The following is a 25,618-nucleotide window of genomic DNA, read 5'->3' on the forward strand; positions in this document are numbered from 1 at the left end:
GTATTAAGCTCTTTTAGCAAAGTCGTTTTTCTTAGCATTAACTAGATATTCAATCTGCTTCATTGATAAAGGCGCTCCAAAATCCGGCTGTCGGTCAGTTGGAAAATAATCAAAATCTGCAGAATCGATCCCAACATTGATATTTTCTTTAATATCTACCGAATTGTGATGAATGTGGCCATGTAAATTAATGCTATTAGGCGTGATACCGAAAATCAGAGGGTAATGAGTCAAAAAATATTGGCGATGATCATACTTGAAATATGCACCAACATAGTGAAAACTGAATTTAAGTTGTTGATTTTCAATTCGATAATTATTGGCTGCCAGATACTTAAAAAAATCCTGGCTGTCATGATTCCCTTTAACAAAAATAATGTTTCCATGCAGTTGCTTTAATATTTTCAGCATCTCTTCCTTACTGCCATGCTTATAAAAAATACCTATATCCCCACAATGATATACGGTATCGATTGGCGAAACAACCTTATTCCAAGCATCAATGATTGCCTGATTCATATCCTCGACTTGAAAAAAATTTTGTCGAGCCGGAGCAAAATTAGGATGGTTCATTAAACCTGCATCAAAAAAATGTGTATCCGATGTGACAAACTTCATACATTAATCTTATCAATCTGCAAGTAAATTTCTATTTTATTATCTGTTGATAATGTGAAAAAAATAATTTAAATGTTCGTGTTTTAGTGGTTAATAATCCCTTCTGGAGGGAAAATGGATCAATATTTCGAACTAAAAAAGAATAATACGACGATTGGTCGGGAATTTGTTGCCGGACTGACCACTTTCGTCTCGATGGCCTATATTCTTTTCGTTAACCCAAGCGTGCTTGGCGTTGCTGGAATGAATAAAGGTGCTGTCTTTGTCGCAACGGGGTTAATTACGGCAATTTCAACTATCTTTATGGGAATAGTAGCTAAGTACCCGTTTGCGATTGCACCCGGGCTGGGAATCAATGCTTTCTTCGCCTATACGGTTGTTGTTGGCATGAAGGTTCCTTGGCAAACTGCTCTGGCGGCTGTTTTCATTGCTGGAGTTTTGTTCTTCATCTTAACAATCTTTAAAATTCGTGAAATCGTTATTAACTCAATTCCACATGACTTAAAGGCTGCAATTGCTGCTGGAATCGGTTTATTCATTGCTTTTATCGGTTTCCAGGACGGCGGAATTGTTGCTTCGTCAAAAGACACAATGGTTACCTTGGGAAACTTTGGGACACCAACAACTTTGCTAACAATTTTTGGAGTTCTTTTGACTTTTATTTTATACGCTAGGCGCGTTCCAGCTGCTATTTTCTTAGGTATGGTTGGTACGACAGTTGTCGGTATCCTAACCGGATTAATCGCTTTGCCCAAGGCGGTCGTTTCTGCAGCCCCGTCTTTGGCGCCGACTTTTGGAAAAGCCTTGTCGCACCTTGGAGATATCAATACTTTTCAATTATGGATCGCAGTATTTACTTTTCTACTGGTTACTTTCTTTGATACAGCCGGAACCTTGGTTGGTTTGGCTAAAAACGCCGGATTTCTGAATAAAAAGGGCGAACTGCCTCGAGTCGGGGAAGCCTTGATGTCGGACTCAGTTGGAATGTTAATCGCGCCAATCTTGGGGACCTCGCCAACTTCTGCTTATATCGAATCTTCTGCCGGAATTGCTGTCGGTGGAAGAACCGGTCTAACTGCAATTTTCGTTGGAATTTTATTTCTTTTTTCATTGATTTTCAGTCCGTTGTTGGTGGTTGTCACTGACCAGGTCACTGCTCCAGCTTTAATTTTAGTTGGTGTATTGATGGCTTCGAATTTGGCAGACATCGACTGGAAGGATTTTCCAGTTGCTGCCTCTGCTTTATTGATTGCGATCGGCATGCCGTTAACTTACAGTATTTCAGATGGCATTTCACTTGGTTTTATCACCTATCCATTGTTGATGATCTTAACCGGTCGGGCCAAGGAGGTCACGCCGGTCATGTATGGCCTAGGAATTGTCTTTGTCGGTTTTCTAATTTTAGTTTAATTTAAAGGAATATCTTAAAAAAGTTCGTCTTTGACGAGTTTTTTTATATATTTTGAATTTATAAATCTATTTTATTTCTAATTTCCGAACACGCTTGCGTGGAAACAAAAATATCATTAACATATTATTCATGAGCCGAAATGAAGAACAATACCTAAACCTTGCCCGACGTATTTTGGAAACCGGGGCCTCGAAAATGGATCGGACCAAGACTGGAACACACTCGATTTTTGGTGCGCAAATGCGTTTTGATCTCTCTGAGGGGTTTCCTTTGCTGACCAGTAAAAAAGTCGCATTTGGACGAATTAAATCGGAATTATTGTGGTTCTTGCGCGGTGACAATAATATTCGTTTTCTCCTGCAACACCACAATCATATTTGGGACGAATGGCCCTTTAAAAAATGGGTCGAAAGCAATGAGTATAAAGGCCCCGATATGACTGATTTTGGTTTGCGCACGCAAAAAGATCCAATTTTCGCCGAACAGTATAAAGAGCAAAAGAAAATCTTTGTTGATCGAATTTTAAACGATGACGAATTCAGCAAAAAATTCGGAACAATCGGGGATGTTTACGGAAAGCTTTGGCGTCATTGGCCGGATGCCAACGACGATGGCAGCGTAGACCAAATAACCCGTTTAATCAATGAAATTAAAGTTAATCCCAACTCCCGTCGTTTAATTTTAACAGCTTGGGATCCCGAAACAACGCCGTTTGCCACTCTGCCTTCATGTCATGTTATGAGTCAATTTTATGTAGTAGACGGAAAAATTAGCCTACAAATGTACCAAAGATCGGCCGATTATTTTTTGGGAGTACCCTTTAACATCGCCAGTTACTCGCTTCTGCTTTCAATGGTTGCCGCACAAACCGGATTAGAAGTCGGTGAATTTATTCATACGATTGGTGATGCCCATATTTACAACAACCACGTTGACCAAATTAAAGAGCAGTTGTCAAAACCAACACATAAACTTCCGACTCTGAAGCTTAATCCAGACGTGAAGTCAATTTTCGATTATGAAATGAGCGATATTAAACTTGAGAATTATATTCACGAAGATGTAATTAAAGCTCCGATCGCTGTTTGATATAATGATTTGCGGAAACTTTTTTCCGCTGTATGCGAACATAGTTCAGTGGTAGAACGCCACCTTCCCAAGGTGGAGGTCACGGGTCCGATCCCCGCTGTTCGCTTAAGCCTCATGTCATATACTTAGGACATGACTTCTTTTTTCAAGCAGATTAAACCATTAAATTTTGTTGCTTATACGATCGGCTGCGCTTTTTATGCGTTTGCTTTAATTTACGTTAATATTCCCAATAAATTGGCTGAGGGCGGTGTAACCGGAATTACGTTGATTTTTCGCGCTTTGTTTTCGATTAATCCAGCGATCACAAATATTATTTTTAACGTACCTATCTTAATAATCGGCTTTTTAAAATTAGGAAAAAGACAAATTCTATCGACTTTTTATTGTATTATCCTATTATCTTTTTGGCTATGGCTTTTTCAAAAATTCCCGATTTTAATAAATCTTGATCATGACAAGCTGATATCAGCTTTGTTAGCCGGCCTGTTGATTGGAATTGGACTTGGATTGGTCTTTCGTTTTGGGTCAACTACCGGTGGATCGGATATTATTGCCAGAATCATCGAACAAAAATTTGGTGTTACGATGGGAAAATCTTTGTTTGCAATTGATGCAATCGTCTTGGCGATGTCCCTGATTTACCTAAATTTTGCAGAAATGATGTATACATTGATTATGTCTTTTGTTTCCGCCAATGTGATTAATTTTATTCAGGATGGCGGTTACTCCGCCCGTGAATTCATGATTTTTTCCAGTCAACCAGCTGAAATCGCCGACAAAATCATGAAAGATCTCGAAAGAGGCTCAACATATATAAATATCGAAGGCGCTTATAAAAGAACTCCCGGTAAAGCAGTATATGTTGTTGTCGACCCATCGGAAGTCCGTCAGGTCAGAGAAATTATCGAAGAAATAGATCCTAAAGCTTTTGTTTCCATTAGAATAGTTTCCGAACAGTTGGGCGAAGGCTTTACTTACTTAAGAAAAAAACGCTCAATCTTTGGGCGTTAGAATTTTTTTTATGCGAATGTCTAATTTATCATTTGGTATATTTTCCAATAACTGATCTTTCAAGACCAAAGAAACCGTTCGGCCGGAATAATCAGCCAAGTAACGATCATAAAAACCAGCACCAAAGCCTAATCTTTTGCCAGACTTCGTAAAAGCCAATCCAGGAACAATCATCAGTTCAATTTCTTCTTTAGGGATCTCAACAGAAGTTTCAGGTTCCAAAGTATGAAATTTCCCCGGAGCAAGTTTACTTGTTTCGTCAAATTCAACAAAAATCATTTTTTTATCGATAATCTTCGGAACAAGAACCCTTTTGTCTAATTCCCACGCCTGTTTAACGATTGGCTTTGTATTTAATTCCAAAGGCAAACTAAGAGTTACAGCGATCGTTTCCGAATTTAGCCAATCATTGCTTTCAAAAAGAGCCTGATAGAGAAGAATCGATTGATCTTTCTTATCATCTGGGTCATAACTGTCTAAACGCTTTTTTTGCTGTCGACGTAATTTTTGTTTTTCTTCGATAATATTCATAGTTTAAAAATATTCAGAAGGGATTGGAATCAAAAGGAAATTTATCCATCAAATCAAAAACATCCCGCTTAATCTTTGTTAATTCATTTTTGTCATCATGAGCGTGAATAGCCCGCATAATCAAGTGTTCGATTTGCAGCATTTCGTTTTCTTTTAAGCCCTTGGTAGTCATGGCTGGAGTACCAATTCGAACACCGGAAGTGACAAAGGGCGAACGTTTCTCGTTCGGAAGGGCCTCGCGATTAAGAGTAATAGAAACAGAATCCAACAAATCTTGAACTTGTCGGCCATTTAAACCAGTCTTGGTTAAATCGAGAGTGAACATATGATTGTCAGTACCACCGGAAACAACACGCACATCCGGCTCTTTGGAAAAAGCATCGGCCATTGTTTTCGCGTTCTTGATGATCTGAGCAGAATAAGTCTTGAAATCAGGCTGCAAATCTTCATAAAAGGCCGCTGCCTTGGCCGCAACCACGTGATCCAAAGGGCCACCTTGTGATCCCGGGAAAACGGCCGAATTAATCCTCTTAGCATATTTTTCGTCAGCCAAAATCATACCGCCGCGAGGTCCTCGAAGAGTTTTATGGGTAGTTGTTGTAATGATATCAGCCAATCCAACCGGGCTTGGATGCAATCCAGCCGCAATTAAACCAGCAATATGAGCAATATCAACCATCAAATAAGCATTGACTTCATCAGCTATATCACGAAAAGCCTGAAAATCGATCGTTCGGGAATAAGCCGAAGCGCCGGCAATAATTAAATTAGGCTTAAATTCTTTTGCCTGTTTTAAAATCGCATCATAATCAAGTAATTCAGTCTCTGAATCAACTTTATAAGACTGAGCTTCGTACATTTTGCCTGAAAAACTAACACTGGCTCCATGAGTTAAATGGCCCCCGGAATCCAAGTTCATTCCAAGGATTTTATCGCCAGGATGCAGAAAAGCCATATATGCTTCAAAATTCGCGCTGGAACCGGAATGCGGCTGAACATTAGCATAACTAACACCAAACAGTTCCTTTGCTCGTTCAATCGCTAAATTTTCGGCAATATCGATATATTCATTACCGCCATAATAGCGTTTCCCCGGATAACCTTCAGAATATTTATTCGTCAAAACACTGCCCTGTGCTTGGCGGACAGCTTTTGAGACAAAATTCTCGGAAGCAACCAATTCAATGTTATGCCGCTGCCGTTCTTCCTCGCCCGAAACAGCTTTTGCCAATTGAGGATCCAAAAAATTTTTTGTCATCACTACTCCTTAAAATCCTTTTCAGTTTAGCATTTGAGAGATTAAATAGAATTTAATTGGTCAAGAAAACTGACAGAAAAATGTAATTAAAAAACAGCAAATAATTATGCCAAATAATTTTGTAAACGTCTCAAAGCTTCATGGAGAGTCTCTTCAGAAGCAGCGTAACTCAAACGCAGATATCCTTCTCCTCCAGGGCCAAAGCAAGAGCCGGGAATTAATCCGACGAGAGCTTTATGGGCAAGTTCCCTGGCAAAAGCAAAATCATCCTGGTTTTGATCGGCAGGAATTTTCAAAAAAAGGTAAAAAGCACCATCCGGGGCTGCTACATCAAAACCGATTTTTTTGAATTCCGGAATCAAATAATTACGCCGTTTCATATATTCCTGACGCATTTTTTCAGTCAGAGCATCCCCTTGATTCAGGGCAGCCACTGCACCGGCCATAGCTGGATTTGAAACGGCCGTGATTGCAAATTGATGAATTTTAACAATTTGAGAGATTAAATCCCTTGGCGCTGCAACAAAACCAATTCTGTCTCCTGTCATCGCATGGGATTTGGATACACCATTTAAAACAATCGTCTGTTCCGGAAGCAATGAAGCAATCGAAACATGTTTTCCGACATAATTAAGCGTTGAATAAATCTCGTCGGAAACAACTAATAAATTAGTCTTGGCAATTACAGTGGCAAGCTCTTTTAGCTGTTCAACAGAATAATCGACACCAGTCGGATTGTTTGGGTAGGTCAAAACGATTGCATTTGCCCGTGGATGCTGCTCGATTGCATTCTGCAGTTTAGAGGGAGTTAAAACAAAATTCGTATCATTGGTCGGAATATAAACCATTTTCGTATGGTTAACATGAGCAAGCTGTTCATAAAGAGGATAGGCCGGCGAAGGTGCCAAAAGTTCATCACCTTCTTCTAAAATCGTTGATAAACTTGAAAAAATCGCTTCGGTCGATCCAACTGTCGACAAAATTTCGGTCCTCGGATCGTAATTTAAATCGTAATTACGCTTTAAAAAATCAGCTGCCGCTTTTAAAAATTCAATTGATCCACGCGCAGTTGAATAATGCGATTCATTATCTTCAATCGATTTAATCATCGCCTTCTTAACTAATTCCGGAGCATTGAAGTCGGGCTCACCCAATGTTAAACGAAGTAGTCCGTCAATTTTGCGGAATTCCATATCAACAGCACGAATTTTATTGGTCGTAATGTTTCTAACATCCGATCGAACACTATTAATGACGCCCTCTTTTAATTCTGGCATTAGTTCTCCTTATACATTTCGTATGATTTTTCCGGATCCGCAACACGTACAAGATCTTTTTTAACAAGTTCTTCGGCAATCTGCACGGCATTCCAAGCTGCCCCTTTTAAAAGATTGTCGGAAACAACCCACATCCAGTAGCTGCCATCATTTTCTAAGTCCGGACGAATCCGGCCAACGAATGTTTCTCGTTTGCCCGCCGCATTGATCGGCTGCGGATAAAGTTGTTGTGAAGGGTCATCCTGCAAAACCAAACCAGCACCATCGGCAACCGCATTTTGAATTGCTTCAGCAGAAGCTTCATTAGCCTTTTCAACTTGAAAGTAGACTGTCTCGCCATGGCCAACCGGAACAGGGACACGAACAGTTGTAGCTGTAACTTTAATTTTAGACGAATTCATGTCATCAAAAAAAATTTTTTTCGTTTCGTGAATCATCTTCCATTCTTCGTGAGTATAAGCGTCGTCTTCAAAAACATCGATTTGTGGTAAAAGATTAAATGCAAGTGGATAATGCTTTTCAGCCCCCTTAACAGGCAAAATTTTTGCCTGCATTTTTTGATCTTTTAAATACTCGGAACTTTCCCTTTCCAATTCATTCCAAGCAGATTGACCAGCTCCGGAAGCTGCCTGATAAGTCGAAACGATTACCTGTTTTAGACCGAAAGCATCAAAAATGGGTTTCAAGGCAACAACCATTTGAATCGTGGAACAATTTGGATTGGAAATTATCCCATGATGATTCTTTAAAACCCCGGAATTAACTTCAGGAACAACTAATGGAACGTTTTTGTCCATTCGAAAATATGAAGTGTTGTCAACTGCAACTGCGCCACGCCGAACTGCTTCCGGTAAAAAGCGTTTGGAAACCGATCCTCCGGCTGAAGATAAGACCAGATCAATACCGTCAAAAGATTCCGGTTTAGTTTCTTCAATCGTGTATTCTTTTCCTCTGAAAGTACTTTTTTTACCTGCCGAACGATTGGAAGCCAACAGTTTCAGTGACTTGACCGGAATTGTCGATTGTTCCAATTGTTCGCGCATTCTTGTACCGACTGCGCCACTCGCACCTAGAATTGCTACATTGTATTCTTTGACCATTTAACTTATTTCAACCCCATTATTTTATCTAATCCTACAACTAAACCTTGCTGTTGGTTAGCTTTTTTGATTGCTAATTCAACGCCAGGCATAAAAGACTTACGGTCCAAACTATTCTGTGATATCGATAAAGTTTCATATTCATTAACGAAATCCACTGATTGATAGGCGACATAGTCTTTTTTTCGCTTGGAAGTAATTAGAACCTTTTCAATAATATTTTTATCGCCGTCAGCTGACGTTGAAACAGTTTTCGTGCTGGCCCCATTATCTGCCAAAATTCCGGCGGTTATTCTGGCTGTTCCACTGGGAGCATCAAGCTTATCCGGATGATGAATTTCTTCGATCGAAACATTTGGCATAAATCTCGCCGCAATACCGGAAAAATACATCATTAAAACCGCCGAAATACTAAAATTAGGAGCAATAATGCCGCTAACGGAATTCTTATCGGCAAGCGACTTTAACTTTGTAATTTGATCGTTTTTTAGACCACTAGTACCAATAATCAGTGAAGTATTATGTTCAATCGCCCAGACAGCATTTTCAAAGACCGAATCCGGCTTCGTTACATCGATCCAAAGATCATAATGTTGATTTATTTCACTTAATTGCCGGAAAATTTTCGCCCTGCCGGAATAATTTTCCGGAAAATGTTCATGAACCAAAATTGCGTCTAAAGACCAATCCTTATGTTCGGCAATTAGCTTCTGGATCTCTCGACCCATTTTTCCAAAAGCACCAGCCAGTAAAATTGATTTCATAGCTTTAACACCTGCATAATTCCATCAGTCTGTGCCTTGTCCAAAGGAAGAATCGGCAAGCGGGGAATTCCAACATCAATTCCCGAACGCTTAAAAACAGCTTTTACCGGGGCCGGCGAAGGATAACTGAAAAGTGCCTTAACTCTCGGATTAATGAAACGGAAATCTCCGGCTGCTTTTTTAAAATCTCCATTATCAATTGCGGAAAACATATCAGCAAATTCCTTGGCATAAAAATGTGAAGCAACCGAAATTGTCCCTGCGCCGCCAAGAGCATAATTTAAAAATGATTGCCCGTCTTCTCCGGTATAAACGAGAAAATCTTTTGGAGCGTGCTCGATTAATTCAGACATATCATAATCGGAATTGCACTGTTTAACAGCGATAATATTTGGATGATCGGCCAACTTTAAAAGCGATTCGACCGTTAAAGCAGATATACTTCGACCGGGAATATTATAAATAACAATTGGAAGCGGGCTCTCGTCAGCAATAGTTGAAAAATGAGCAATCATGCCGGCCTGGTCAGGCTTATTATAATAAGGCGTGACGATCAACGCTGCATCGATTCCGTTAATCCGGCCCGCCTCTTTTGTAAATTCGATAGTTTCCTTTGTATTATTGGAACCAGTGCCGACAATCACTTTCGCTCTTCCAGACACAAAATCAACTGTTCTTTTAAATAACTCAATTTTCTCATCGTGGCTCAAAGTCGGTGCTTCACCGGTAGTACCAGAGATAACGAAGCCTTTTACTCCATCTGAAATTTGCGAATCAATCAGACGACGATAAACCTGAAAATCAATCCGATTGTTTTTATCAAACGGCGTGATAATTGCTGTCAATAAATTTGTATTTTCTAGTAAATTTGTCATTTTTGCATCCTCGCTATCAAAAAGCCCTTTATGGCCTCAACGCCCTTTGTGATTGCTGATTCATCCGGATTTAAATGGTCAGAATGCAAACTGTGCTTAGGGTCGTTAACACCCAACCAACACATTGTTCCCTCAAATTGATTCGAAAGAAAACCAAAATCTTCAGCAATCATCGCCGGTTGGACAATTTTGAAATCAACTCCATCGGCATTTTTCATATAATCGATAAAAAAGTTTGTCGTTCGTTCATCATTAACGACCGGCATATAACCGCCCTGACGAAAATTAATCTTCAATTCCTGGCCAAAGGCGCCAGCAATGCCCTCGGCAATCATGCGTATATGTTTTGTCATAATTTCCATGCCAGATTGGGTAAAGCTGCGGATTGTCCCCTCAATGTCTGCCTTTCCGGCAATAATATTCATCGCTTTTCCAGCATTAAATTTACCAATCGTGACGACACCACCTTCAATAGGATCGACATTCCGAGAGACCACCGTCTGAACATTCGTAACAAAATTCGCTGCTGCAACAATTGAATCCTTAGCATTTTGTGGATAAGCGGCATGGCCGGACTTGCCGATAAAACTGATACGCAGTTCATTTGAACCGGCAAAGAGCGTCCCTTTGCGACTGGCGATCTGGCCAGCCGGCAGCTGTGGGTTAACATGCAGAGCATAAAATTCGTCAGGAAGATATTCACCCTGAAAACCACCGGCGTCATAGAAACGCTTGCCACCGAATTCGTTTTCCTCGGCCGGCTGGAAAAATACTAATAAATTATCTTTTGGCTGATGCTCGGCGAAATAAGAGAGAATACCAAGCGCGACTGTCATATGAATATCGTGGCCACAGGCATGCATAACATGATCGTTTTTACTGGCAAAATCCAAACCAGTCTCTTCTTGAATCGGCAAAGCATCCATATCAGTCCGCAAAGCAATTGTCCTCTTTGGATCTGATCCAGCGATCCGAACTAAAAGCGCCGTTGGTATTTCTGAAATCGTTTCAATTGTCAAATTTTCTTGCGGAAATTTTGCAATCTGTTCCAGCAAAAACTGATGCGTTTTTACTTCCTGCATACCGATTTCCGGATTAGCATGAAGATGCCGGCGAATTTTGATTAACTGCTCGTCACTAAGCATCAAAGGCTCCTTAAGGCATCAATGAGGGCTGTTTTATTTTCTGTCTTTTCATCGATTTGTTTAATAACTTTAGCAGGAACGCCAGCCACAACCGTATGAGCAGGCACATCGTTAATGACAACCGCTCCGGCACCGACAACCGCACCATCGCCAATTTGAACTCCCTCGATAATAACCGCATTGGCTCCGATTAAAACATTGTCACCAACACGGACAGGCTGCGCAGAGGCTGGTTCGACAACGCCAGCCAAAACTGCTCCGGCGCCAATATGAGAATGTTTGCCAACAATTGCCCGGCCACCCAAAACAGCACCCATATCAATCATTGTCGCCTCTCCTATTTCGGCCCCGATATTGATCACAGCTCCCATCATGATGACAGCATTATCTGCTATTTTTACCTGATCGCGGATAATTGCCCCCGGTTCTATTCGCGCATTGATATCTTTAATATTGAGCAAAGGAACCGCCGAATTACGGGCATTGTTTTCAATTAAATAATCTTTTTTGTTAAGACCGGACAATAGCGGCTTAATATCACTCCAATCGCCGTAAAGGATTCCAAAATCGGAATTGGAAAAATTTTGGATACTAGTAGGAATTCGGCCATTCAAATGACCTTTATAAGTAACTTTAACTGCTGTTTGTTTTTTTGAGTTAGCAATAAAATCGATTATTTTTTGTGCGTCTAATTCAGTCATTTTCTACCTCGTAATTTAAATCAAGATGGGTTATATCTTCATAAGTCTCTCGTTTAACAACTAATTTCGCCTTGCCTTTTTCCGCAAAAACAACCGCCGGGCGTGGATTTCTATTATAATTGGAGGCCATCGAATAGCCATAAGCTCCGGTTGCCAAAACAGCCAGTAAATCTCCGGGATAAGTTTTGGGCAATTCCTGCTTTTGAATTAGGACATCTCCTGACTCACAATATTTTCCGGCTATTCGGACAACCTGTTCACTAGGGAGATCGACTTGGTCGACCAGAACAGCTTTGTATTCTGCTTGATAAAGCGCTGGACGAATATTGTCCCCCATTCCGCCATCAACCGACAGATAGGAACGAATACCAGGAATATCTTTGCGACCACCAATTGTATAAAGTGAATAACCGGCCGGGCCGACAATAGAGCGCCCGGGTTCGACCCAAATTTCTGGTAATTTAGCATGATATTTTCGACTGGAAGCTTTAGCCGTTTGACAGATCAAATGAATAAATTCAGCATTTGGAATCGGGTCGTCCGCGTCAGTATATTTGATGCCGAAACCACCGCCCACATCAATTATTTCTGCTTGAAAATGCCATTTGCTTGCGGTTTTAATCAACAAATCAACTAGTTTTGAATAACCACTGCTTTCAAAAATTTGTGAACCAATATGAGCATGCAAGCCCAATAAATTGAGATATTCGGAAGCCTGAATTTTATCAAAAGCTTTTTTCGCCTGACCAGAAGCCAAATCAAAGCCAAATTTGCTGTCCTGCTGTCCAGTTGAGATAAATTTATGTGTATGGGCAGAAATTCCCGGGCTTATCCGCATCAGAACATTTTGAGATATTTTTCTTTCGCTAAGAATTTCATTCAACAAATCCAGTTCATGAAAATTATCAACAATAATTGTGCCGATTTTATAGTCGATCGCCATCATCAATTCATCGGCGGATTTATTATTGCCATTAAAAGAAACATTCTTCATCGGAAAGCCGGCTTTGGCGATCGTTGCTATTTCACCTCCAGAAACCGCATCGCAATGAATTATCTCATGCTTTAAGACGTCGTAAATTGCGACTGTCGAGAAAGCTTTGCTGGCATAACTAATTTGGTAGTTAAGCTTTTCAGCATCAAAAGCTTCTTTCATGTCGCTGATAATTGAACGAATTTGGCCAACATCGTAAACATAGACCGGCGTTCCAAATTGTTGGGCGATTTGGTCTGCTGAAACACCGCCAATATATAGTTGATTATTTTTTATTTGCATAATAAAAACCTCCGTTTGCTAAACAAAACAAACGGAGGCTTACGCTTACTCGTTTGTCCGTCCTAGCACTCCACATCTCTGTGACAATCCGTGATTTATTAAACCACGACTCAATCGATAAGTATCTGCTCATACAATCGATTTCGGCAAAATCCCCTTTCATTTATTAGATCCTAGCAGGGACTATCTAATAAACTAATGATGTCATTTGCACCTCTATTACGGATGATAGATTAAGTGTATCATAAGAATAAAACTTGTTAAATGACAGTTTATTTAAGCTTTCGCTTGACTTTCAAGGGTATTTTTGGGAAACTTATATAGTTATTAAATAAAGGAGCACTTCATGGCTGTTATATCAAATAAAAATTCAAAGTCACATAAGCGCAACCGCCGCGGACATATCGCTTTGGAAGTTCCAAATATCGTTCTTGATAAGACGACTGGTGAATACACGGTAGCACATCATGTTTCACCAAAAGGACTTTACAAGGGTCGTCAAGTTGTTGCGGCGCCAAAGCAAAAGTGATTATAAAAAAACGATCTTAATTGATCGTTTTTTTACTCTTAAATTAGTTGCAGCCTACAAATATTAACTTAACCCACTAATCTTGCCGTTCTCATCTACATCAATTTTTTCGGCAGCTGGATTTTTTCCTAAACCAGGCATCATCAAAACTTTGCCTGCCATCGCAACAATAAAACCAGCGCCGATTTTCGGAATAAAGCGGCGAATATGGATCGTGAAGCCAGTCGGTGCGCCATGAATCTTGCTATCATCGGTCAGGCTGTTGGGCGTTTTGGCGATCACAACAGGTAACTTGCCCCAGCCGTTTTCTTTGACTTCGGCTAAGTCTTTTTTAGCACGATCAGATAATTCGAAATCCTTGCCGCCATATATCTTTTCGACAATTGTTTGAATTTTATTTTCAATGGAATCATCGGCCTGATAAAGTGGCATAAAGAATCGTTGATTGTCGGTCGCTTCAATAACCTTTTTGGCTAAATCCAAAGACCCTTCAAACCCATCAACAAAACTAGTGACAATCTCAAATTGTAGTTTCTTTTCACCTTCAACGAAATTCTTGATCAGCTGAATTTCTTCCATATCGTCATCAAGGAATTTGTTCAAAGCAACAACAACCGGTTTGCCGTAATGTGTCATCGCTTCTAAATGCCTATTCAAATTATCCAATCCGTTTCTAACAGCATCGACATTCTTATCCGACAAATGATCGAGCGCCACCCCACCATGAAACTTCAGAGCCTTAACGGTGGCAACAATTACGACAGCATCAGGTTCTTTACCCAAAACAGGAACTTTAACATCCATGAACTTTTCCCCGCCAAGGTCTGAACCAAAACCTGCTTCCGTCACGGCAAAATCAGCCAGCTTGAGAGCAGCATCCGTTGCAACAACTGAATTAGTTCCTTGGGCAATGTTCGCAAAAGGTCCGCCATGAATAATAAAAGGAGAATGTTCTAGCGATTGAACCAGATTCGGGTTAATCGCATCCTTTAGGATCGCAGTTAACGCGCCAGCCACTTTTAGATCTGCAACTGTAACCGGCTTTCCCTGGACATCCAAGGCTACTACGATTCGGCTCAAACGTTTTTTCAAATCAAAAAGATTCTTTGAAAGAGTCAAAACAGCCATAATTTCAGAACTGGCAGTAATATCAAAGCCGGAATTTCGTTCCGGACCATTAACTCGACCTTTTCCAAGGGTAATTTGGCGAAGAGCGCGATCATTCATATCGAGTACCCGGCGCCAATAAATATTTTCAGGATCGATTTTTAATTCATTCCCCTGATGTAAATGATTATCGATCACAGCTGCAAGCAGATTATGAGCTGCCGAGACAGCATGTATATCGCCGGTAAAATGCAAATTAATATCTTCCATTGGAATAACCTGGGCATAACCGCCGCCGGTCGCACCGCCTTTGAGACCAAAAACCGGCCCCATCGAAGGTTCCCGAAGAGCACCAATCGCAGATTTTCCCAAACGATTAATCGCATCGACCAGACCGATTGTGACAGTTGTTTTTCCTTCGCCGGCGGGAGTTGGATTAATTGACGTGACAAGAACCAATTTACCCTGCCGGGGCATATTTGCAATGCTGTACGCATCAATTTTTGCCTTATCATGCCCATAAGGTATCAGTTGAGAATCCGATAAACCAATCTGCTTGCCAATTTCTGTAATCGGAAGCGCTTTGATACTATGATCAATTTCAATATCTGATTTCATGTGTACAATTTTAGCAAATTGTTAAAAGATAACAAAGAATAACAAAAAAGTATCTGCAATTGGTATACAGATACTTTAAATTATTAATCAGCAGTGGTATAGACAGCTAAAACATCATCGTTATCTTCCAGCTCGTCGATTAATTTCTCAAATTTTTCCTGATCAGCTTCAGGGACTTCAACCGGGTTTTGAGGAATCATTGTAATTTCCGACTCAGCTAAGTCATATCCTTTATCAGTCAAAGCACCCTCAACCGCAGCGAAGTCTGCCGGTTGACTAAAAATCTCAAATGCGTCGTCGGAAGTCTGCACATCTTCAGCTCCAGCTTCAATTGCATCCTCCATTACTTGATCCTCAGTAATATCCGGGTGTGATTGACGGTCAATCACAAAATGGCCCCGGCGATCGAATTGAAAACTAACCGATCCGCTTGTTCCCAATGAACCACCATGATGATTAAAAGAATTTCTTACATTGGAAACAGTCCGATTAATATTATCGGTCGACGTTTCGACTAAAACAGCTATGCCACCAGGAGCGTAACCTTCATAAGTTGCTTCTTCGAACTTAACATCGCCGGCACCCGTTGCTTTATCCAAAGCACGTTGAACGTTATCCTTTGGCATGTTGGCGGCTTTGGCCTTGTCCATAACCAAACGAAGACTGGCATTAGCAGATGGATCAGCACCGCCAGCCTTAGCTGCAACATACAAATCGTGACTTATTTTTTGGAAAATTTTTCCACGCTTAGCATCCTGAGCATTCTTGCGGCCTTGGATGTTGTGCCATTTACTATGACCTGACATTTTATACTCCTTCAAATAATAAAAATACTGTTCAATTTTACGATTTTTCACTGAAATAGGCAAGTTTGTCAGTATTTGTATTATGCAACTATTTTAAAATTGTCTCAATTTGCAGTTTTCCGCAAGATCAAGCCAAGTCGAATATAAAAGCGTAGAATTTCTTGACCAGGTTTTTTGAGGAATTTTGTTTTTATCGAAATAATTACGTGGTTCATCGATCGACAGACCTCTTTTTAAATCACGAGTATATTCATTAGCCAGTGTTTCTCGATCGTATTCCGGATGACCGGTAATTATAAAAGTTCGATTTGTTCGATCAAAAGAAATTAACGAACCGTCTTTGTCATTAGTAATTACCTGCCAGCTCTTAGCAAGACCGTTAATTTTAAAATAGCGGGATTGGGGAACTTGAATCGTCTTGGTGCCTTTTAGAAGACTATATACAGGCGTTTCGTAAATACCAGAAACCTTTTTTCTTTCGAGACTGTAATCCAGATGATATTCTATTCTTGAAAGAGCCATCGCCGACCAGCACTCGAAAGTCGAAAAAGCGACATGTTTTTTGCGCCATTTCAGAATTTCCAAAAATTCCGGAAAATAATCTATTTGAGAAAAATCGATAAATTCCAATGGAGCACCGGTCACCAATAAAGCATCGTAATAATTGTCTTTAATATCGGCAAAAGTTTTATAAACTTGTCTAACCGCCAGGGAGTCATGTTTTATCTTATGAGTAGCCGGGACAATAAAAGTCAGATTGAGTTTTCTTTTGGTTGAATTAAACAAATCAAAAAAATTCTTTTCGACGTGTCGCCGATCAGGCATTAAATTCAAAATCAAAATTTCTTTTGCCTCTGAAGCGATATGATCTGTTTTTAAAAAACCGCTACGAACACCAACCATCATTTTAATCCTCCAATGCTTGATTAAAATCATCAATTAAATCGTCGGCATTTTCCAGGCCGACTGAAATTCTCAAAAGACCTGGTGTGATACCATCGGCAGCCAGATCATCGGCCGATAATTCAGCATGACTCATTTTCGGCGGATAACTGACAATTGTTTCCACTCCACCTAAACTGACCGAAAATACAGGAATCTTGATTTTTTCAACAAATTTCCTGGCAGCCTCCTTTGAGCCTAAATCAACCGATAAGACTGCACCACCGGATTTTGCCTGCGATTTGTGGATTTCGTATCCAGGATTACTCGGCAAACCTGGATAAAAGACTTTTTTCCCTGATTTCTCAAACCATTCGGCAATTGCCTGGGCGCTGGCTGCTTCTCTTTGAATTCGAACTCCTAAAGTTTTAATCGATCGTAAAAGCAGCCACGCATCTGTAACTCCCAATGTCGCTCCAATCGCATTTTGAACAAAGTAAACCTGATCACCCAACTCTTTAGTTTTCGTTACAACCCCCCCAGCTGTTAAGTCGGAATGACCAGCCAAAAACTTGGTTGCTGAATGAACAACGATATCTGCTCCCAGTTCCAAAGGTTTTTGCAAAAATGGCGACATAAAAGTATTATCAGCAATCACGATCAAATGATTTTGATGAGCAAGCCGACTAATTTTTTTAATATCCGAAACTGCCAAAGTCGGATTACTTGGTGTTTCGATATAAACGGCCTTGGTTTCTTTTTTGATTGAGTTTTCAATCGCTGACAAATCCGAAAAATCAACAAAACTATGGTTTATTCCAAAACGCGGCAGAATATCGTTCAACAAGCGGTAGGTTCCGCCATAAACTTCTTTACTGACCAACAAATGGTCTCCTTGTCCAAAAGTCAATAAAACTGAACTGATGGCGGCCATCCCGGTTGAAAAAAGAAATCCGCGTTCACCGTTTTCTAATTCAGCAATGGCATATTCGGCAACTTTTCTTGTTGGATTACCGGAACGTGCATAATCGGATTCGCCAAACTGATCAAAATTCGATTGATGAAAAGTACTGGAAAACTGAATCGGCGTATTGACCGCTCCGCTTAATGGACCAATTTTAGTAGTTGATTTAATTAATTTTGTCCAATCGGATTCTGTCATTTGGCTCCTTTGATCACTTGTTTTAAATCGTCTAATAAGTCATCTTTGTCTTCTAAGCCAACACTTACGCGAACAAGATTATCGGTAATTCCCAATTCGTTGCGACGCTGCTGGCTCATGTCGTGATGAGTTTGAATGCTTGGGATCGTTATCAAACTCTCCGCACCTCCCAGACTTTCAGCAAAAGAAAACAATTTAAGACCCTGTAAGAATTTATCGGTATCATAGCCATCGCTTAAATAGAAACTAATCATTCCGCCAAGCCCGGGATAAAGAATTTTATCAACTCCATTGATTTTCGTTAATACTTTTGCAATATATTGAGCTGAGCTGCTGTGCCTTTAAACCCGTAAAGACAGTGTTTTCAACGATCTTAACAAAAGCCAACAGGAAAAAGGATCGAGAACCTGTCCTCTCGTGATTAAATTTTCTTGAAGACTTTTCGACAGTTCTGAACGAGAACTAACAACGACTCCAGCCAAAATATCATTGTGGCCGCCAAGATACTTGGTTGCAGAGTGAACAACCAAATCAGCCCCTAATTTAATCGGATTTTGAAGAATTGGACTGAGAAAAGTGTTATCAACAGCGACCAGTATCTTTGAATCTATTTTATGAACAAAATCAGCAACTTTTTTAATATCAATAATCTTCATCGTCGGATTGCTGGGTGTTTCAAGCCATATCAAACGAGTTTTAGGGCTGATTTTCTGCTTTAAATAACTAAAATCAGTACCGTCCCAAAGAGAATAATCAATGCCGTTTTTTTCGACCAAATCATCAAAATATCTAAAAGATCCACCGTATAAATCATCGGAAGTGATGAAGTTGTCGCCTTTTTTCAAAAAAGTCGAAAACAGCAAATCGATAGCTGCCATTCCCGATGAAACAGCAAAAGCATTATCGCCGTATTCGATTTCCGCCAACTGTTTTTCCAAAATTTGCCATGTCGGTGTTTGCAAACGGGCATAATCAAAACCAGTCGATTCGCCTAAACCAGGATGGCGAAAAGCAGTTGAAAAGTAGATCGGTGCGACTACGGCTCCGGTTTTTTGATCGTCGCTGCCGTTTCCGCCTTGAGCCAAAATTGTATCGATATGTGCCAACTTCTATCCCCAAACTTCCTCGATGATTGATTTAACCAGTGCCAATTTTTTCCATTCATCGGCTTCGGTCAACTTATTTCCTTCTTCAGTTGATGCAAAACCACATTGGGTCGAAAGCCATAAACGATCAAGCGGCAAGTACTTCTCGGCTTGATGGATACGGTTGATAATCAACTGGCGATCTTCTAAGATCGGTGATTTGCTTGTAATTAATCCAAGTACAACGTTCTTATCTCCAGAAACCTTCGCCAGCGGTTCAAAGCCCCCAGCCCGTTCAGAATCGTATTCCAAAAAATAGGTTGAAACATTTTCTTTGCCAAACAACTTATCGGCCACCGAATCATAGCCACCCTGCGCTGCCCAATCCGAGTGGTAGTTGCCACGGCAAATATGAGTATTAACTGTCAAATCGGATGGTAAATCGGCAATAGCTCCATTATTCAAATCCAAATAAATATCTTTTAACTTTTCTGGATCGAAACCAGCACCGACCATTGTCTGCCAGAACTTTTTATCAACAAGCATCCCCCAAGTACAGTCATCGATTTGAAGCAAACGAGCACTGGCTTGGTAGAAAGCCAAAATCGCCTGATGATAAACCTTGATAATGTCGGAAAACAATTCTTCATCGGTACCGTAAAAATCACGAATAGTTTTTGAATTGGACCCACGAACCAACTCCGCATAAAATTGTGCCGGAGCAGGAATTGTGACTTTAGCCTGCGCGCCATTCTCTTCAGCAGTTTCTTTTAAAAACTTAAAGTCATTGATAAACGGATGTTTAGTGGCATCAAATGAAAGTTTTCCATTTAAAATCGCTGTATCGTCGCGCGTTTCCTCGTGTGCAAACAGGTATCCTTCTCCGTAATGGACGTGCTTAACTCCACCAAAGCCCCAGAAAAAATCTAAATGCCAATAACTGCGCCGCAGTTCCCCATCAGTAACATAATCAAGACCTGCTTGTGCCTCTTTTTGAACCAGTTTCTTTATTTCACTGTCCTCGACAGCGTGCAAATCACATACGATATTTCGCCATCAGCAAATTTTTTCTTAGCAACCTTAATTGCTTGAGGCCTTAAAAAAGAACCAACATGTTGAAAACCAATTTTATTTTTTACTAAAGTCATTTTTCCCCCTCCAAATAAAAAATCCCGCAACCAGAATAGACTGATTGCGGGACGATAATTCGTGTTGCCACTCGCTTTTTACAAAAAAGTCACCTTTAATGTACTTAACGACTACGTCATATTGGAAAATGATCCTCAGATTATAGTCTGACGCGATAACGGGCGCACCCGGAAAATGCTTGCGGTAAACCACTCACACCCTCGTTGCTCAAAGACCATTTTCATCCGTATTTCGCTGCCAACTCCCATCAACGCTGGCTTTCTTAGAACTATTAACGGATTACTTATCTTCTCAATGCAATAGTTATTGGTAACTATGCTACATGAATGAGAAAAAATGTCAATGGAATATTTAAAAAAGATTGTCTTTGCATTCGGTAGGACTAAATCCAATCGTACTTTTTTGCAATCTGGATTGCAGTAATTCGATTAACTGCATGCAACTTATCTAAAATTGTCGACATATAATTTCTAACAGTACCTTCACTTGAAAATAATTAACCAGCGACCTTTTTTGTAGTAAGCCCTTTTTCAACTAATCTTAAAATATCTTTTTCTTGTTTACTCAAGGGATTTTTTTTAAAATTAATCAAACTAGTTACCAGTTCCGGCGCATAAATAGAATGTCCGGCAATAATTTTATACAAATCTGATATCAATTCGTCACTTGGACTATCCCTTTAACAAATAACCGCTGACTTTTGCATTGACCGCCCGTTGAAAGTAGTCGGCTTTGGCAAAAGTCGTCAAAATAACAATCTTACTTATTGATTTTTTATCCCGAAAAAGTTCCTCGGCAACATCAAGTCCGGACATTTTCGGCATTTAGATATCCAAAATTGCAATATCCGGCTGCAAATTACGAATTTTCGTCAAGGCTGTTCGGCCATCTTCGGCGCTGTCAATCACCTCAATATCATCTTCAAGATTCAAAATACCGGTTAGAGCCGTTTTCAGCATAGTTTGATTTTCTGCTATAAATACCCGCATTATTAATCTCCCTGGTCGAATAATTCAATTGTTGCAACGGTTCCGTTCCGACCACTCTTAATTTTAAATTTTCCACCTACAGCAGCTAATCTTTCTTTGATACCAGTTAGCCCGTGAACCGTTGAACGCGCTTTCCCTTTATCGAAACCGATGCCTTTGCAATTAATAATAAAAAACCAAATAAACAAATTAACTATACAAATAATTTTTATATTTTCACCATCAGACAACCTTTGTCCACCAATGTTAAGCACATAAACCGGAGAAAAGTGGCCAATCCAGCGCAGAAAGATCGGCATTTGGTCAAGCGGCCACCACAGTCCGCTCACAATAATCAAGGGAAAAGCTAATAAATTTGAAAAAACTTCTCGATTATTTTCATTAGAAATCATCGAAATCATCAGACCGACTAAAGCGATCGGCAGGCTGGCAAACAAAAGCCAAAACAACATGAAAATAAATTCCCGTAAACTAAACAGAACGTGATTAATCATTTATCTGTTTATAATCAGTAAAAAAAGCAATTGGAGAGAACAATAAAACCAACAAAGCAGCTAAAAGATAAGTATGGCTGAAGGCTTGAGCAAGCTGCTTATTTTTTTCATGCTTAATCTTTTTCAAAGCCGTCAATAAAGTATCTTTTTGAGCTAATTGTTTAACAGCAATTAGCAACTTTTTTGTCCTTGCTCAACCCTTTGATTTCCTTCGCTCAATTGTTTGGAAGCTGATGCTATTTTCGCCATGGCATCATTTTCTTTACCAAGGACAGCCAAAGTGGTTGCTATTTTTTGATTATTTTTTACAATCATTTGATTTGCTGAATTTAGCTTGCTTTCAGCTTGATATGCCCGATAAAGATCAGTCCCTCTTTTAGGTTGGGGCAAATCTTTTTTTGATTTAGCAGCACTTTTAAGAGCGCGCTTCAAATTCGCCTCTTTGTTTTTGCTTGTTAACTTCGTCGAGCCACTAATTGCAAATACTTTATTAAATTGCTGCCGTGCCGTAGTTTTAACGCGCGGTGACAATTTTTCTTGATTAATAATCCCAGTTGCGTTTTGGTGGATATTCTGTTTAGCAGTATTAACGTTGTTATTGAGTACTGTTACCAAAATAGCAATTCCTAAGCATGTTCCAATCTGACGAGCAGCATTAACAATACCTGATCCAATACCACTTTTATTTTTAGGAAGATGTTTAACAAAGGCTACCAAAGAAACTGAAGAAAAGCCAAAACCAATTCCATTGATGATTAAAAAAACAACCATCACATCTTTTGGAGTATTTGTTTTAATAAAAGATAAGAGTAATAAGCTGATAGCCATTGTTAATATACCGATAAAAGTGACAGGCACAGCCCCAACCTGATCAAATAATTTAGTCCCTAACGGCATCGCTACCATAATCGTCAAGGAAACCGGAACAATGATCAATGCTGCGTGCAGAGCTGTATAGTTCAAAACATCCTGTAAAAAGTAATTCAGTATAAGAGTTGAACTAACCAACGCAAAGCCAGTTAAAAAATAAACAAAACTAGAAGCTGTCAAAGTTTTTTCACGAAATAATTTTAATTCCAATAATGGATTTTTGACCCTGGTTTCCACAAAAATAAACAGAATAATAGCTAATAAGCCAACAACAAGTGATCCTAAGATAATTCCGGAATTCCATCCGTACTGGCGACCCTCCAGCAAACCGAAAGTCAGACCGCCTAAACTCAGTGTTAAAAGTAACGTTCCGGGTAAATCGATTTTACCAGCCAAAGTTTCGTCATAAGACTCTTTTATCCAAACTGCAGCAATGAAGAATGAAACGATTGTTAAGGGCACATTAATCCCAAAAACCCAGCGCCAAGAAGCGTATTCAAGAATTATTCCACCGATTGGCGGACCCCCGGCTGCCGCTAAAGCGGTCACTGCCCCCACAACACTAGCAACTTTGGACATTTTTTCTTTGCCGAAAATTTCAATTCCCATTGGCAAAACGATTGGTGTAATAATGGCACCGCCTAAACCTTGAAAAAAACGAAAAACAATCAATTCCGTCAACGAATTAGCCAGCATGCAGGCAGCTGAAAAACCGCCAAATAATGCTAATCCCAAAAGCATAATTTTTTTGCGTCCATAACGGTCAGCAATTTTAGATCCCGTAATCATAAAGACTGCTAAAGCCAAGGTGTAAATGGTTGCCACCCAGCTAGCATCGGTAAGACTCGCATTGAAATACGTCATAATTTTAGGCAAAGCAATGTTAACAATCGTACTATCCAATGTTCCCATAAACATGGCAATAGTTAATCCAATAAAACTGATGCCTTTAACAAAACGCGACATTTAATAATCCCCTCTTTCCGGTAACAAATGTTTCTTTTGTATACATTTGTTACCCTTTGATGCGTTTTCTAGTATAATCAAAGCTAATCGCAAAGACAATCATTTCTTGACAAGTGATACAGATTGCCATGATATGTAACTGATCTTCAGGGAGAAACGGAATGAATGGTAAGCAACGAATGGTTGAACAATCTAAACAATGGTTAAGCGAAGCACTAATTGAATTGATGAAGACAAAAGATTACCAGGATATTTCAATTACTGAAATTGCTCAAAAGGCAGAACTTTCTCGCAAAACCTTCTATCATTCTTTTAAAAATAAAGAGGCGGTTATTAATTACTTGTGCGACCAATTATTTGATCAATATTTTCAAAAGCTAGTGAAACAGGAACCACAAATCGGTGAAGCAATGCTTAATACAACTTTTGATATATTTTTGAATTTTTGGTGGCAGCAAAGATCGATTATTCGTTTATTGATTCAACAGGGTCTCTTCGATCATATGAATGAAATTTGGCAAAAAAAAGCAGTTCCTCGTTACAACCAATTTGCTGCTCCTTGGCATGTTAAAGGAACTCCCAAACAAGTTGCTTATGTAATGGCTTTTCAGTTGGGAGGTTTCACTAATATCCTAAGATTGTGGCTGGGACAAGATAGCCCTGAAGCACCAGAAAAAATTAAAGATCTCATGCTTTTGGCTGCTCGTCAGTTGGCCGACAGTCTTAATCCACAAAAAAATTAAATTAGTCTGGAGAACAAATATAAATTAACAGATAATTTTGTTCCGAAAAAAATCAGCCAAATAAAAAACGCTCAATATCTATTGAGCGTAAATTTAAAGTTTAACTTAAATACTATTTCCAATAATCCTCATCCCCATAATTTAAATGAGTACTATCGGCTTCGTTATTTTTAAATTCGGTCAAAGTTTCCTGATAAAGTGCCGTCCCGCGCTGATAAGCATTTATTCCGGTTAAGAAATGGAATGGTGGTTCTGTCATATTGGCCAATTTAAAAATGGCTTTGGCAGCTAATTCCGGAGATCCATCCTGTTTTCCAGATATTGATTCGGTATTATTAGCATTTGCATGAGCCGTTTTTTGATAATCGTCAATTGTTTCAATAGCTGCTTTATGTGAAGAGCCAGCCCATTTGGTTCTGTAAGGACCGGGTTCAATATTTGTAACATAGATCTCCAAAGGAGCGACTTCTTTGGCCAAGGCAGAAGACAAGCCTTCTAAGGCAAATTTGCTTGCATTATAAAAACCAAAAGCCGGGGAGCTGACTAGTCCACCAACCGAAGTTATATTGATAATCCGACCAGAACGTTGTTTACGGAAAAATGGTAAAACCGTACGTGTCACATCGGCAGCTCCCCAAAAATTTGTATCCATCATTTCCCTAACGGTTGATTCATCTGATTCTTCTACGGAACCAAAATATCCCCAGCCGGCATTGTTAACTAGAATATCAATCTTTCCAAAATGCTTGATTGCTTCATTGACTGCTCTAACAACATCATCATGATTAGTCACATCCAAACTGGTTGTATAAACATTTTTATATTCTTTTTGCCAGTGAACAATCTGATCAAGATGCCGGGCCGTTGCAACAATCTTTTGTTTTTGTGCGATTAATTCATTAACCAATGCCTGACCGAAGCCAGAACTGGTCCCAGTAACAAACCATATTTTTTCCGACATAAACTGCCTCTTTTCTAAAGTATGCACCTAAATTATATTCGAGATTTATGAAGATAATTATTACAATTTGAGTGTTACGACTATTTCAAAAGAACAAAAAATAATTTGGCAGTCGATATTTTACTAATTATATGTAAGAAACACAATTATTATCGCTTCTATGAACAATTAGGAATTGGAAATTCCTTTATTTGCTTT

General features: G+C 39.6%; 23 protein-coding genes, 1 tRNA gene, 3 pseudogenes and 1 riboswitch. Of the genes and pseudogenes, 6 read left to right on the forward strand and 21 right to left on the reverse strand.

Annotated features, from left to right (window positions below; genetic code table 11):
* Nucleotides 1-3 precede the first annotated feature (3 nt).
* Complete coding sequence (locus J3U91_RS06460) at nt 4-618, reverse strand: metallophosphoesterase (protein ID WP_002820598.1); 615 nt, start codon at nt 616-618, stop codon at nt 4-6.
* Nucleotides 619-732: 114 nt separating this feature from the next.
* On the opposite strand from J3U91_RS06460, the gene J3U91_RS06465 reads away from it, so the two are divergent.
* The 4 genes from J3U91_RS06465 to J3U91_RS06480 all read left to right on the forward strand — a co-directional run bounded on the left by J3U91_RS06465 (nt 733) and on the right by J3U91_RS06480 (nt 4,132).
* Nucleotides 733-2,028, forward strand: coding sequence for an NCS2 family permease (locus tag J3U91_RS06465; protein WP_002818664.1), 1,296 nt, complete (start codon nt 733-735; stop codon nt 2,026-2,028).
* Between the two features lie 130 nt (nt 2,029-2,158).
* Nucleotides 2,159-3,118 carry a thymidylate synthase gene (locus J3U91_RS06470; protein ID WP_002818663.1) on the forward strand — a complete coding sequence of 320 codons (960 nt, stop codon included), beginning with the start codon at nt 2,159-2,161 and terminating at the stop codon, nt 3,116-3,118.
* 34 nt (nt 3,119-3,152) lie between these two features.
* Nucleotides 3,153-3,224: transfer RNA gene (locus J3U91_RS06475), tRNA-Gly, on the forward strand.
* A gap of 26 nt (nt 3,225-3,250) precedes the next feature.
* Entirely contained in the window at nt 3,251-4,132 is an 882-nt protein-coding gene (locus J3U91_RS06480) for a YitT family protein (protein ID WP_002818662.1), read from the forward strand.
* Here the strand turns inward: J3U91_RS06480 and J3U91_RS06485 are convergent.
* The 9 genes from J3U91_RS06485 to lysA form a co-directional block, all read right to left on the reverse strand.
* A complete protein-coding gene (locus J3U91_RS06485; protein WP_002817346.1) occupies nt 4,115-4,663 on the reverse strand; it encodes a 5-formyltetrahydrofolate cyclo-ligase in 549 nt (182 codons plus the stop codon). The two genes, J3U91_RS06480 and J3U91_RS06485, sit on opposite strands and share 18 nt — an antisense overlap.
* Before the next feature lie 13 nt (nt 4,664-4,676).
* Nucleotides 4,677-5,921 carry a serine hydroxymethyltransferase gene (gene glyA / locus J3U91_RS06490; protein WP_002818655.1) on the reverse strand — a complete coding sequence of 415 codons (1,245 nt, stop codon included), beginning with the start codon at nt 5,919-5,921 and terminating at the stop codon, nt 4,677-4,679.
* A gap of 104 nt (nt 5,922-6,025) precedes the next feature.
* On the reverse strand, nt 6,026-7,198 hold the full coding sequence (locus J3U91_RS06495; RefSeq protein ID WP_002818654.1) for an aminotransferase class I/II-fold pyridoxal phosphate-dependent enzyme: 1,173 nt from the start codon (nt 7,196-7,198) through the stop codon (nt 6,026-6,028).
* Nucleotides 7,198-8,298, reverse strand: a complete 1,101-nt coding sequence (locus tag J3U91_RS06500) for an aspartate-semialdehyde dehydrogenase (protein WP_002817349.1) — start codon at nt 8,296-8,298, stop codon at nt 7,198-7,200. Before J3U91_RS06500 ends, J3U91_RS06495 begins: the two co-directional genes overlap by 1 nt.
* A gap of 5 nt (nt 8,299-8,303) precedes the next feature.
* A complete protein-coding gene (dapB, locus tag J3U91_RS06505; RefSeq protein WP_002818653.1) occupies nt 8,304-9,062 on the reverse strand; it encodes a 4-hydroxy-tetrahydrodipicolinate reductase in 759 nt (252 codons plus the stop codon).
* Nucleotides 9,059-9,937, reverse strand: a complete 879-nt coding sequence (gene dapA / locus J3U91_RS06510; RefSeq protein ID WP_002817351.1) for a 4-hydroxy-tetrahydrodipicolinate synthase — start codon at nt 9,935-9,937, stop codon at nt 9,059-9,061. The genes dapB and dapA overlap by 4 nt, the downstream gene beginning before the upstream one ends.
* Nucleotides 9,934-11,082, reverse strand: coding sequence for an N-acetyldiaminopimelate deacetylase (locus J3U91_RS06515; protein WP_002818652.1), 1,149 nt, complete (start codon nt 11,080-11,082; stop codon nt 9,934-9,936). Before J3U91_RS06515 ends, dapA begins: the two co-directional genes overlap by 4 nt.
* Nucleotides 11,082-11,783, reverse strand: a complete 702-nt coding sequence (gene dapD / locus J3U91_RS06520) for a 2,3,4,5-tetrahydropyridine-2,6-dicarboxylate N-acetyltransferase (protein ID WP_002817353.1) — start codon at nt 11,781-11,783, stop codon at nt 11,082-11,084. The genes J3U91_RS06515 and dapD overlap by 1 nt, the downstream gene beginning before the upstream one ends.
* On the reverse strand, nt 11,776-13,059 hold the full coding sequence (lysA, locus tag J3U91_RS06525; RefSeq protein WP_002818650.1) for a diaminopimelate decarboxylase: 1,284 nt from the start codon (nt 13,057-13,059) through the stop codon (nt 11,776-11,778). Before lysA ends, dapD begins: the two co-directional genes overlap by 8 nt.
* A gap of 55 nt (nt 13,060-13,114) precedes the next feature.
* Nucleotides 13,115-13,286: riboswitch (Lysine riboswitch) on the reverse strand.
* Nucleotides 13,287-13,405: 119 nt separating this feature from the next.
* Here lysA and rpmF point away from each other — a divergent pair.
* On the forward strand, nt 13,406-13,588 hold the full coding sequence (rpmF, locus tag J3U91_RS06530; protein ID WP_002817356.1) for a 50S ribosomal protein L32: 183 nt from the start codon (nt 13,406-13,408) through the stop codon (nt 13,586-13,588).
* Nucleotides 13,589-13,651: 63 nt separating this feature from the next.
* On the opposite strand, the gene J3U91_RS06535 is transcribed toward rpmF, so the two are convergent.
* The 10 genes and pseudogenes from J3U91_RS06535 to J3U91_RS06580 form a co-directional block, all read right to left on the reverse strand.
* The gene (locus J3U91_RS06535) at nt 13,652-15,313 is read right to left on the reverse strand and encodes a formate--tetrahydrofolate ligase (RefSeq protein WP_002817357.1); all 1,662 of its coding nucleotides are present in this window, start codon (nt 15,311-15,313) and stop codon (nt 13,652-13,654) included.
* 83 nt (nt 15,314-15,396) lie between these two features.
* Complete coding sequence (locus J3U91_RS06540) at nt 15,397-16,119, reverse strand: YebC/PmpR family DNA-binding transcriptional regulator (RefSeq protein WP_002818648.1); 723 nt, start codon at nt 16,117-16,119, stop codon at nt 15,397-15,399.
* 93 nt (nt 16,120-16,212) lie between these two features.
* Nucleotides 16,213-17,025: a homoserine O-succinyltransferase gene (locus tag J3U91_RS06545; RefSeq protein WP_002818647.1), complete on the reverse strand. Its 813-nt coding sequence runs from the start codon at nt 17,023-17,025 to the stop codon at nt 16,213-16,215.
* A gap of 1 nt (nt 17,026) precedes the next feature.
* Nucleotides 17,027-18,163 carry a trans-sulfuration enzyme family protein gene (locus J3U91_RS06550; RefSeq protein ID WP_002818646.1) on the reverse strand — a complete coding sequence of 379 codons (1,137 nt, stop codon included), beginning with the start codon at nt 18,161-18,163 and terminating at the stop codon, nt 17,027-17,029.
* Nucleotides 18,160-19,269: pseudogene (locus J3U91_RS06555) on the reverse strand (trans-sulfuration enzyme family protein). The gene J3U91_RS06550 and the pseudogene J3U91_RS06555 overlap by 4 nt, the downstream one beginning before the upstream one ends.
* A 3-nt stretch (nt 19,270-19,272) precedes the next feature.
* Nucleotides 19,273-20,396, reverse strand: a pseudogene (locus tag J3U91_RS06560) (5-methyltetrahydropteroyltriglutamate--homocysteine S-methyltransferase).
* Nucleotides 20,397-20,779: 383 nt separating this feature from the next.
* Nucleotides 20,780-21,389, reverse strand: a pseudogene (locus tag J3U91_RS06565) (response regulator transcription factor).
* Entirely contained in the window at nt 21,389-21,838 is a 450-nt protein-coding gene (locus J3U91_RS06570) for an ABC transporter permease (protein WP_002818637.1), read from the reverse strand. The pseudogene J3U91_RS06565 and the gene J3U91_RS06570 overlap by 1 nt, the downstream one beginning before the upstream one ends.
* Nucleotides 21,839-21,872: 34 nt before the next feature.
* Nucleotides 21,873-22,058, reverse strand: a complete 186-nt coding sequence (locus J3U91_RS06575) for a hypothetical protein (protein ID WP_002818635.1) — start codon at nt 22,056-22,058, stop codon at nt 21,873-21,875.
* On the reverse strand, nt 22,052-23,716 hold the full coding sequence (locus J3U91_RS06580) for a DHA2 family efflux MFS transporter permease subunit (RefSeq protein ID WP_002820606.1): 1,665 nt from the start codon (nt 23,714-23,716) through the stop codon (nt 22,052-22,054). The genes J3U91_RS06575 and J3U91_RS06580 overlap by 7 nt, the downstream gene beginning before the upstream one ends.
* A gap of 161 nt (nt 23,717-23,877) precedes the next feature.
* Here J3U91_RS06580 and J3U91_RS06585 point away from each other — a divergent pair, with 161 nt between their 5' ends.
* The gene (locus tag J3U91_RS06585; RefSeq protein ID WP_002818632.1) at nt 23,878-24,459 is read left to right on the forward strand and encodes a TetR/AcrR family transcriptional regulator; all 582 of its coding nucleotides are present in this window, start codon (nt 23,878-23,880) and stop codon (nt 24,457-24,459) included.
* Nucleotides 24,460-24,571: 112 nt separating this feature from the next.
* Here J3U91_RS06585 and J3U91_RS06590 read toward each other — a convergent pair whose 3' ends face one another.
* Nucleotides 24,572-25,420: an oxidoreductase gene (locus tag J3U91_RS06590; protein WP_002818630.1), complete on the reverse strand. Its 849-nt coding sequence runs from the start codon at nt 25,418-25,420 to the stop codon at nt 24,572-24,574.
* Nucleotides 25,421-25,618 lie beyond the last annotated feature (198 nt).

Source organism: Oenococcus oeni (assembly GCF_020510245.1).
Classification (GTDB): Bacteria; Bacillota; Bacilli; order Lactobacillales; family Lactobacillaceae; genus Oenococcus; species Oenococcus oeni.

Bases quoted from the DNA above. Each gene is read 5' to 3' on its own strand.
- J3U91_RS06590 (WP_002818630.1), bottom strand. From the start codon at position 25,420: ATGTCGGAAAAAATATGGTTTGTTACTGGGACCAGTTCTGGCTTCGGT.
- J3U91_RS06495 (WP_002818654.1), bottom strand. From the start codon at position 7,198: ATGCCAGAATTAAAAGAGGGCGTCATTAATAGTGTTCGATCGGATGTT.
- dapD (WP_002817353.1), bottom strand. From the start codon at position 11,783: ATGACTGAATTAGACGCACAAAAAATAATCGATTTTATTGCTAACTCA.
- J3U91_RS06540 (WP_002818648.1), bottom strand. From the start codon at position 16,119: ATGTCAGGTCATAGTAAATGGCACAACATCCAAGGCCGCAAGAATGCT.
- J3U91_RS06570 (WP_002818637.1), bottom strand. From the start codon at position 21,838: ATGTTGTTTTGGCTTTTGTTTGCCAGCCTGCCGATCGCTTTAGTCGGT.
- J3U91_RS06550 (WP_002818646.1), bottom strand. From the start codon at position 18,163: ATGACAGAATCCGATTGGACAAAATTAATTAAATCAACTACTAAAATT.
- J3U91_RS06460 (WP_002820598.1), bottom strand. From the start codon at position 618: ATGAAGTTTGTCACATCGGATACACATTTTTTTGATGCAGGTTTAATG.
- J3U91_RS06515 (WP_002818652.1), bottom strand. From the start codon at position 11,082: ATGCTTAGTGACGAGCAGTTAATCAAAATTCGCCGGCATCTTCATGCT.
- J3U91_RS06535 (WP_002817357.1), bottom strand. From the start codon at position 15,313: ATGAAATCAGATATTGAAATTGATCATAGTATCAAAGCGCTTCCGATT.
- dapA (WP_002817351.1), bottom strand. From the start codon at position 9,937: ATGACAAATTTACTAGAAAATACAAATTTATTGACAGCAATTATCACG.
- dapB (WP_002818653.1), bottom strand. From the start codon at position 9,062: ATGAAATCAATTTTACTGGCTGGTGCTTTTGGAAAAATGGGTCGAGAG.
- J3U91_RS06480 (WP_002818662.1), top strand. From the start codon at position 3,251: ATGACTTCTTTTTTCAAGCAGATTAAACCATTAAATTTTGTTGCTTAT.
- lysA (WP_002818650.1), bottom strand. From the start codon at position 13,059: ATGCAAATAAAAAATAATCAACTATATATTGGCGGTGTTTCAGCAGAC.
- J3U91_RS06580 (WP_002820606.1), bottom strand. From the start codon at position 23,716: ATGTCGCGTTTTGTTAAAGGCATCAGTTTTATTGGATTAACTATTGCC.
- J3U91_RS06485 (WP_002817346.1), bottom strand. From the start codon at position 4,663: ATGAATATTATCGAAGAAAAACAAAAATTACGTCGACAGCAAAAAAAG.
- rpmF (WP_002817356.1), top strand. From the start codon at position 13,406: ATGGCTGTTATATCAAATAAAAATTCAAAGTCACATAAGCGCAACCGC.
- J3U91_RS06470 (WP_002818663.1), top strand. From the start codon at position 2,159: ATGAGCCGAAATGAAGAACAATACCTAAACCTTGCCCGACGTATTTTG.
- glyA (WP_002818655.1), bottom strand. From the start codon at position 5,921: ATGACAAAAAATTTTTTGGATCCTCAATTGGCAAAAGCTGTTTCGGGC.
- J3U91_RS06500 (WP_002817349.1), bottom strand. From the start codon at position 8,298: ATGGTCAAAGAATACAATGTAGCAATTCTAGGTGCGAGTGGCGCAGTC.
- J3U91_RS06545 (WP_002818647.1), bottom strand. From the start codon at position 17,025: ATGATGGTTGGTGTTCGTAGCGGTTTTTTAAAAACAGATCATATCGCT.
- J3U91_RS06465 (WP_002818664.1), top strand. From the start codon at position 733: ATGGATCAATATTTCGAACTAAAAAAGAATAATACGACGATTGGTCGG.
- J3U91_RS06585 (WP_002818632.1), top strand. From the start codon at position 23,878: ATGAATGGTAAGCAACGAATGGTTGAACAATCTAAACAATGGTTAAGC.